This is a genomic window from Anaerotignum sp. (genome assembly GCF_017483025.1).
Taxonomy (GTDB): Bacteria; Bacillota; Clostridia; order Lachnospirales; family Anaerotignaceae; genus Anaerotignum_A.
On record NZ_JAFUMA010000028.1, the window covers coordinates 1 to 4,218 of the forward strand.

2 protein-coding genes and 1 pseudogene are annotated in these 4,218 nt (G+C 45.8%); all 3 read left to right on the forward strand.

Features of this window, described 5'->3' with window-relative positions; all coding sequences use genetic code 11:
• Positions 1-31 precede the first annotated feature (31 nt).
• Complete coding sequence (locus tag IJ369_RS02530; protein WP_290715611.1) at positions 32-1,405, forward strand: DUF3846 domain-containing protein; 1,374 nt, start codon at positions 32-34, stop codon at positions 1,403-1,405.
• Entirely contained in the window at positions 1,405-2,460 is a 1,056-nt protein-coding gene (locus tag IJ369_RS02535) for an LPD16 domain-containing protein (RefSeq protein WP_290715613.1), read from the forward strand. The genes IJ369_RS02530 and IJ369_RS02535 overlap by 1 nt, the downstream gene beginning before the upstream one ends.
• 103 nt (positions 2,461-2,563) lie before the next feature.
• A pseudogene (locus IJ369_RS02540) lies at positions 2,564-4,218 on the forward strand (hypothetical protein); the annotation flags it as partial.

The following is a 4,218-nucleotide window of genomic DNA, read 5'->3' on the forward strand; positions in this document are numbered from 1 at the left end:
AGAAAGAAAAAAAGAAAAGGAGTGTTGAACTATGCAAAAGAAAATCACCATTCTGGTCGTCGAGCCTAATAAGCCGGCCTATGTCAAAACGATCGACCATACCCTGGAAGCGCTCCAGGCGGAGGTCGGCGGCTTGATCGAGCCTGTCTATGCTTTCGATGACACGGCTGCCATCCTTTGCAATGAGGAAGGTAAATTAAAGGGACTGCCGCGGAACAGAGGTCTTTTCGACTCTAACGGCAATCTGTATGATATCCTCCAGGGTACGTTCATCGTTGTAGGTATCGATAATGCAGATTTTGTCTCACTGACCGAGGAACAGATCGAAAGATACAAAGCCCTTTATCGCGCCCCTGTCAAATGGGTCAAATGGGGCAGAAGTATCATGATGATCACGGATGAACCGCCTACAGAAAAGGATAATCACACAGAAATGGTACCAAAGGACCATGATTTTTATGTGTATCCGCATTCCATCGCCTATGCAGTGATGAATAACGAGGTTAAAGAGTATGAAAAGTCCATGCGGCAAAACGAAAAATGCGCCACTGAGATCGATCTGGCTATCCAGCAGAACTATGATATCGATCATTGGTGCCTGAAGAAGGAATGTGTAGTCCCCGTTCTTAAGAAATTCGTTTATGACCGCATCTGCTGGGTACTGGTATATTACATCCAGAAACACCCGTCTGATGGTCGTATCAGTACCGAAAACAGAGATTGGGCCAATACATACCCTATCTTATCGAAATTGGTGTACGACGCGGATATCTATATCTCCAGTCATATCGGTCTGGTGGATCTGTTTGCGACTATCCTGCGCCGAAAAGCCGCAGAAGTCAAACAGCTTAGTGTGGATATTCAGTATTATGCCACACGGTACATCCCTGATTTCGAGGATGAACTGAAGGTATTGCTCAATGATGTGAAGGCAAATCATTTAGAAGAAATGATTATGTCCCAGAAAACAGACCAGTTGTGCAGTTTACTCCAAAGGTTCATCGACGATCGCAGTAAAGACCATGCAGTACCTGAGCATACAGTAGATGCAGCAAAGGTTTTGTTATGCCGTATACTGAAAGCAGTGCATATCCCCGGTACCGTATTAAAGCTTGTATCCAAGTTTGGTATGGACTTTGCCTTCTGGCGGGTGACCAACAGACACCCCGATGAATTAAAAGAGATCCTCGAACATTTATTCAGCGACACAGACGAAGACGGAATTTCCACTGAAGATTTAACGGAAAAATTGAAAGTAACACGATGCACAGTCGAAACTATCGGCTGCAGTGAAGATTATTTCAGCCCTAATTTCCCCGCAGACCTCGAATTCTGCTGGGATACCATGCGTATCACAGACCTGCGTGAGAAACCCGGTCTTAAAAATAATGGAGGGATGGAATAATGCGACAAATTACAGAAGAACTTATCCAGGAAGCAATAAGATACGGTGTCAAGCGCACCGACGCAGAACACGGCTATTACATAGCCTGCTGCAGTGACTATGGCAACGGTGCAACACATATCGAGAGGATCGATGTGATGGATATCTTTCTCAATGACTGGCATGCGGCGCTACAAGCAGAACGGGATGGTATCAAAATCATCCGTGATCTGGTGTTCCCAGTTGAGCATGATGCGCCCTATATCGATAACCCGACCAATAGACTGCTGCTGCAGCCTTTGGTACTCAGGGAGGTCGTTCCTTCACAACGGAGAATGGAAAGCCAGTTCCCCGAGGAACAGGATGCATTGATCAGCCAGCCGATGGCCGATAAACCATTCCTCCCCCAGTTAGACGATATGGTTGAAACCACATTGACCTATGCCGAAGTCAACGAAATGCTGAAAGCGGACATCTGCGGCGACATCGAAACATTGATCGAAGGTTCCCCTAACAGCGAACAGATCGGTCTTATGATAAAAGACGGCGATATTCGTTATTTGTCGATCCAGACCTGTGAAGATGGCTACGACTATACATTCTACGATGAAGAATTCAATAGTCAGGACGGCGGTCAGCTGGATATGCCAGAACTATCCATGGCACAGGCGATCTTTGAACTATTAAAGGATATTGATGCACAATATGCTCCCCTGGGACTTTACGACTATAACTTATTAAGGGAAAAGGAAGAAATCAGCCAAAAGCACTGGTCCATCGCAAATCAGGCGATGTTCCATGCCAAGGAAGTACTTTTGAACGAAGGGCTCCTGCAGGATGTAACGATCACAGGGACACGTCTTTATGATAGCCCCTTTGATCCACCTGAAGACCTTGATTATGATGTACTGCTGCAGTATGAAGGGAACATCCGCGAGGATGATTTCTTTAACCTGCTCAATCAGCATAAATGCATCATCGATCATCGGCCTATCGATTTCACACCGATCCGTCCCGACAAATCTGGAACAATTATTGAATATTTAAGGAAGTTGGATAAACGGCAGGCTTTGTGATACCCCTGTCTTTCCCCGTATGCCTTAAATATAAAGGAGATATTACAAACCTGCCCACTACAGGTCTGTTTATCTCCTTTTTTATTAGGAGGAAGAAAAACACATGGCTAATCTTAAAATTAAAAAAGCGAAGAAATATACGATGCCGAACGGCTATATCATCCATACGATCCAGGGGGAAGATCAGAAAGGGATTTTCTACTATGTCAGCATCAATCAGGCGAAGGAAGGTTCCAAGAAAGAAACCGCCCTGATAGAAGGGATCACCTATCGAAATCCTGTTTTAGCCAACCTAAAATATCAGGAATATAAGGCAAAATTCGCACCGAAGGATGCAGTACACCCTATATCTCCGCAGCCATCTGCGACGAATGATATCATCCCCTGTAAAGAGCTGGACGAAGCCACATTACTGGAAGACGGGAAACCGGAAAAGAGCATCGTAAAAGAGACAAAACTCCCCTTCCTGCGTGATGAATTACGCAATGGGATCCTTTGTGATAAAAGCATTTTACGAATGAAGCATGAAGGTGTGCTTCTGTACTACGAAGAACACGATGACTATAGAGAACGCGCTGCGTTCCTGAAAAGTGTATATGTAGACGGTATCAGAGAGGATTTTGTGATCGATGGCCAGAATGTAGGCTACGAAAAACAGGAGGATGGCCTTCTTCTGTGGGAAGGCACTTATGAAACACGGACAGCCGAGAATTTCTTTACATGGCTGATGCTGCAGGCATATATCGGCGGTTTGATCGCACAGGATAAATTTCCTCCTGTAAGCGAGCCCGTCTTAAAACCCGAACCAAAAGCCAAAGCCGCAGGAGAACAGATCTCCTTATTCGATTTTGGCGGGTCTGGGAAACCTGCAGGTTCTATGGAGGACTTCCTGAGCGAAAGAGATACCGATATAGAGCCAATGCCGGTGCCTGAGAATAATATCCATATACGGGCTAGAGATATGATGCCCGTATCCTCTAAAGCGATCATTGATATCCTGCGTACCGGTGGCTGCAGAACAAACAGCAGAAAGCGTATCTATGCGAAATACCAGCAGGATAAAACGCCGGAAGAAATGGTAGCGTTCCTGAAAAAGGAATATGGCGAATGCGGCAAAGGGTTCACCTTCGGGAAATCCATGCCTATCTCTGTATGGTTCGATCAGGAAGGTATGCGTTTACACTACGGTCAATCCGCCAGAGTACCACAGGCAGCGATCCTGCCCTGGGACGAAGCGGAAGAGTTCATCCGTACCATGGTACAGAACGGTACATATATGAACGCGGATGAGATCGCTCAGATCAAAGAGGTCGAATGCAGCCGTGTAGCAGATTCTGTCCTTTACTTCATGCGTGATGTGGAAGGGACATACACTAATGATCTGTTCTTCCTGAAAAGCTGTACCTATCCCGACGCCCATGTAAAAATGACTGCATCTCTGATGACTACGGAAGGTGCTGATCAGGCATTCTATGTAGTAGAGGATACGATCAATAAGATCCGAAGCGGCGCTCTGGAGCTGCGTTGCCGTCATTACTACAATAGGATGGATGATATCCTGGAAGATCTGCTCGACCTGCGGAAACAGTGGATCGAGTTCCCTATGGGTCAGGATGTAGAGGTGAAAGAAGTATCTTTCATCACTCAGGATGAGATCGATCATGTATTGATTGGCGGCAGTAATTTTGCCAACGGCAAAAAACGCACCTACGATCATTTCATGCAAGGCCTGACACCTGAGGAAAACATTAAATTCCT

Bases quoted from the DNA above. Each gene is read 5' to 3' on its own strand.
- IJ369_RS02530 (WP_290715611.1), top strand. From the start codon at position 32: ATGCAAAAGAAAATCACCATTCTGGTCGTCGAGCCTAATAAGCCGGCC.
- IJ369_RS02535 (WP_290715613.1), top strand. From the start codon at position 1,405: ATGCGACAAATTACAGAAGAACTTATCCAGGAAGCAATAAGATACGGT.